Raw genomic sequence first — 3495 nt, forward strand, 5'->3', positions numbered from 1 at the left:
AATCTAAAAATTTAGGTTGCATTACTATTAGTCCGTAGTTTAGGAGTAGTTTAGCTTTTTATATATAAGCAAAGAGGAGATCGCAGGATCTCCTCTCAAGAGTAAAAATTACACGCGTTTGAAATCTAAGTGTAATAATTTAGGTTTGAAAACGTGACGTTGAATTGCTTGAACTTTCACTTTTTCTTCTTTACCGTTAACAACGATAGTTAAAACTTCTGAATAGAATTCAGCTTTAGCTTGTGCGTTGTTTACTTTGTCGTGATCTAATACGATCGCTACAGGTTCTGCATTACCACCATAGATAATCGCAGGAATTTTACCCTCGTGACGAAGGCGGCGGCTCACACCTTTACCATTCGTTTCTTTTAATGAAGCTTCAAATGTAAATGACATTTTGTTTTTCCTTAAATTGAAATTTTGAAATGATCCAATAGGTGACCCTACATTGGACAGTGATATATTATAGCAGAAGTTTAATAAAATGTAAAGAAATAAAACGCGATTTTTACGGTATAATAGAGAAAAATTGTTTAAGAGAATTATGCCATTACCAGTAATTACATTAATGGGAGCTACTGCTTCAGGCAAGACTCGCCTTGCTATGGCTCTATATAAAAAGAATCCAGAAAAATACGATTTAATTAATGTCGACTCGGCTTTAATTTATCGTCAAATGACTATAGGTACAGCTAAACCTACCCCTGAAGAATTGGCTCAAGCTCCTCATGCTTTAGTTGATATCCTTGACCCTGCTGAAAGTTATAGTGTAGGGCAATTCCAAAAGGATGTCGATGAATTAATTAGTAAATCACACCAGAAAGGTAAAATTCCTGTGCTTGTGGGTGGGACTATGATGTACTACCGTAGCTTACTAGGACAACTTGATCAGTTACCATCATCAACTCCTCAATCTCGTCAATGGGTAAATCAGTTATTTGAGGAAAAAGGTAATCTTGCTTGCCACCAAATGTTAGCAGAGATAGATCCTCCAGCTTTTCAACGCTTACATCCTAACGATGTGCAACGAGTGGGAAGAGTACTCGAACTATATTACCTTACTGGCAAATCTATGAGTGAAATCTCGAATAATAATTCGTCAGAAAATAAACACTTAAGTCCTTTAGAAAAAGAGTTACGCATGCGTCGCATCAATAAAAAACTCTTTAATACCCCACACTACAACCTTGAAGATTACTACACAGATTTTGAACAATTAACTCCAGATCTTTGTTTACCTAACTTAGAAAATGGATTATACAAGTTCCACGATATCAAAGGAAATGATCTTTTTAGTAAGTACTTTTTACTGCAGTTTGCAATGTACAACCAAGATCGTGCCTCTTTACATGCTGATATCAACCAACGCTTAAAGGATATGGTTGAGGCGGGGATAGTCGCAGAGGTTGAGCAACTATATCAAAGAGGTGATTTAAATCGCGATATGCCGAGCGTTAGATGTGTAGGCTACCGCCAACTATGGGATTACTTTGATGGTGAAGTTGAGCTCGAGCAAGCTCTTGAAAATATAGCAGCCGCAACTCGCCAATTAGCTAAACGCCAAATTACTTGGTTACGTTCTTGGCCTCTACCTTTTACCCAAATTCCAACCAATATTAGTGTAGAACAACAAATTGCTATTATTGAAAAAGTATTAAACTTTGCTTTAGAGGAAAAACATGTCTAAAACTATAGTCCTAGCAACTTCTAACCAAGGTAAACTCGCTGAGTTTAAAGAACTTTTTGCTTCAGTTACAGCTGAACAAGAAGTTGATTTAAAGAGCTTTGCCGATTTTCCAGAACTAAAAGGAGCTCCAGAGCCAGTTGAGGATGCTTGTTCATTTATTGGTAATGCTTTAATTAAAGCTTACCATGGGGCAGCTTTAACCGGCTTACCTACACTTGCTGATGATTCTGGCTTGTGTGTTGATGCCTTAAACTCTGCTCCAGGTGTCTACTCTGCTCGTTTTGCCCAGCAAGAAAATTTTACTCAACCAGGTCTTGGTAAAGAAGCATTAAACTATACTTGCCTTTTAGAAAAGATGGCAGGGATCAATGATGAACAACGCCAAGCACACTTTTACTGTTGCTTAGTTTTAGTAAGATTCCCTAATGATCCAGAGCCTCTAATCGCAGTGGGTAAATGTCATGGCAGTATTACTCGTCAAGCTCTGGGTGAACATGGACATGGCTATGATCCTGTTTTCTTTAGTACAGATCTAGGTAAAACCTTTGCGCAAGCTAATATGCTTGAAAAGAACCAAGTATCTCATCGAACTTTAGCATTTAAAGATCTTATTTCTCGCGGACTTAAAGATTTTTTAAGTTAACAGTGGTATAATGATTTAACACTTTTTTAAAGAGTTAAATATATGACAAAAGAAAAGAAGATTACACCATTTGATACAGTTACTAACGCTTATCCAGAAGAGTCTTTACTAGACGAAGCTTTTGAGCAAACAAGCTGGAAAAAAGATAATCGTATCTCAAATGAGACTACTAAAGATAAGAAATAATCGTTAGTCATGTAAAACTTAATTTACTAAAATAGGTATAGAAACTCGCTTTCTATACCTATTTTTGCAATTTTGTTAGCTATTTATGGAAGTTCAGAAACCAAAAAAACGTAAAAAACTAGTAGCCAGTATTTTACTCTTAATTGTTTTAATTGTAGCTCTAGCTCTTTACCTTAATCGTCAAATCTTTACCGATATCCAAAACAATCTAAGTCAACGTCAAGATCGCCTTAAAGTCCAAAAAGTAATTGTTGAAGAAATCGTAGCAAATAATCAACTTTACATTCCCCTAGCTGTTGGAGAAAAAGAAACCTACTGCTACCTTATTAGCAAGTTAGAAGATAAATCTACTTTACAAGCTTTATTAGAAGCAGCTAATAACACCGAGAAAAATCAATGTGGTGTTGTTTACTTTCTCCCCCTAGCAAAAACCTACAGCGAAACCAAAGCAATCGAATATATCTTAACTTTAAAAGAAGACGAGAGAAGATTAGCAGCTTATAAACGTTGGTTAAATGATCAATACATTCCCACCGCTGACAAGCTTGGTCATTTTCAGCAATACATTGACCTAGTTAATAATTTGGACTTAGGTCAAGAGTTCCCGATTTTTATTAAGTATCAGCGTAACAATCAAGCGAGTACTTGGTACAGTGGTCAACGTGCTCTAAATGAGTTTTTACAATTTAGATAATCAGAAAATTTAAGCAAGCTGAATTGTAAAAATTAATTACGTTGAATAAATCAAGGAAAAATTAGTAATATCAATAGGGATTCCCGACTCTTAATACTTATTAAATTAATAAATAACTAAATAACAAATTGTTAGGTTGCCTATTACCCTATTTTTTGCGGGAGGAAGCCTCCTTTAAAAACAGTTCAATTTATCAAACTAAATATAAGAAAATTAAGATTAATTTACAAAAGCATTATGCAGTAAGCGGGAATCCCTATATCAAGTAAATCCTATTTTCCCGTT

General features: G+C 35.3%; 5 protein-coding genes. 4 read left to right on the plus strand and 1 reads right to left on the minus strand.

Going from position 1 to position 3495, the window contains the following annotated elements:
* Positions 1 to 108 precede the first annotated feature (108 nt).
* Positions 109 to 396: a 50S ribosomal protein L25 gene (gene rplY, locus CKF54_RS07170; RefSeq protein WP_119525672.1), complete on the minus strand. Its 288-nt coding sequence runs from the start codon at positions 394 to 396 to the stop codon at positions 109 to 111.
* Between the two features lie 148 nt (positions 397 to 544).
* Between rplY and miaA the strand changes: the two genes are divergently transcribed.
* The 4 genes from miaA (at position 545) to CKF54_RS07185 (ending at position 3210) form a co-directional block, all read left to right on the plus strand.
* Positions 545 to 1687, plus strand: coding sequence for a tRNA (adenosine(37)-N6)-dimethylallyltransferase MiaA (gene miaA / locus CKF54_RS07175; protein WP_119525673.1), 1143 nt, complete (start codon positions 545 to 547; stop codon positions 1685 to 1687).
* Positions 1680 to 2330 carry an RdgB/HAM1 family non-canonical purine NTP pyrophosphatase gene (gene rdgB, locus CKF54_RS07180; RefSeq protein WP_119525674.1) on the plus strand — a complete coding sequence of 217 codons (651 nt, stop codon included), beginning with the start codon at positions 1680 to 1682 and terminating at the stop codon, positions 2328 to 2330. The genes miaA and rdgB overlap by 8 nt, the downstream gene beginning before the upstream one ends.
* A gap of 42 nt (positions 2331 to 2372) precedes the next feature.
* Positions 2373 to 2516, plus strand: a complete 144-nt coding sequence (locus tag CKF54_RS08200) for a hypothetical protein (protein WP_222987570.1) — start codon at positions 2373 to 2375, stop codon at positions 2514 to 2516.
* A gap of 85 nt (positions 2517 to 2601) precedes the next feature.
* Positions 2602 to 3210, plus strand: a complete 609-nt coding sequence (locus CKF54_RS07185; protein WP_119525675.1) for a hypothetical protein — start codon at positions 2602 to 2604, stop codon at positions 3208 to 3210.
* The last annotated feature ends 285 nt before the right edge of the window (positions 3211 to 3495 follow it).

It is taken from the genome of Psittacicella hinzii (assembly GCF_003585885.1).
Taxonomy (GTDB): Bacteria; Pseudomonadota; Gammaproteobacteria; order Enterobacterales; family Psittacicellaceae; genus Psittacicella.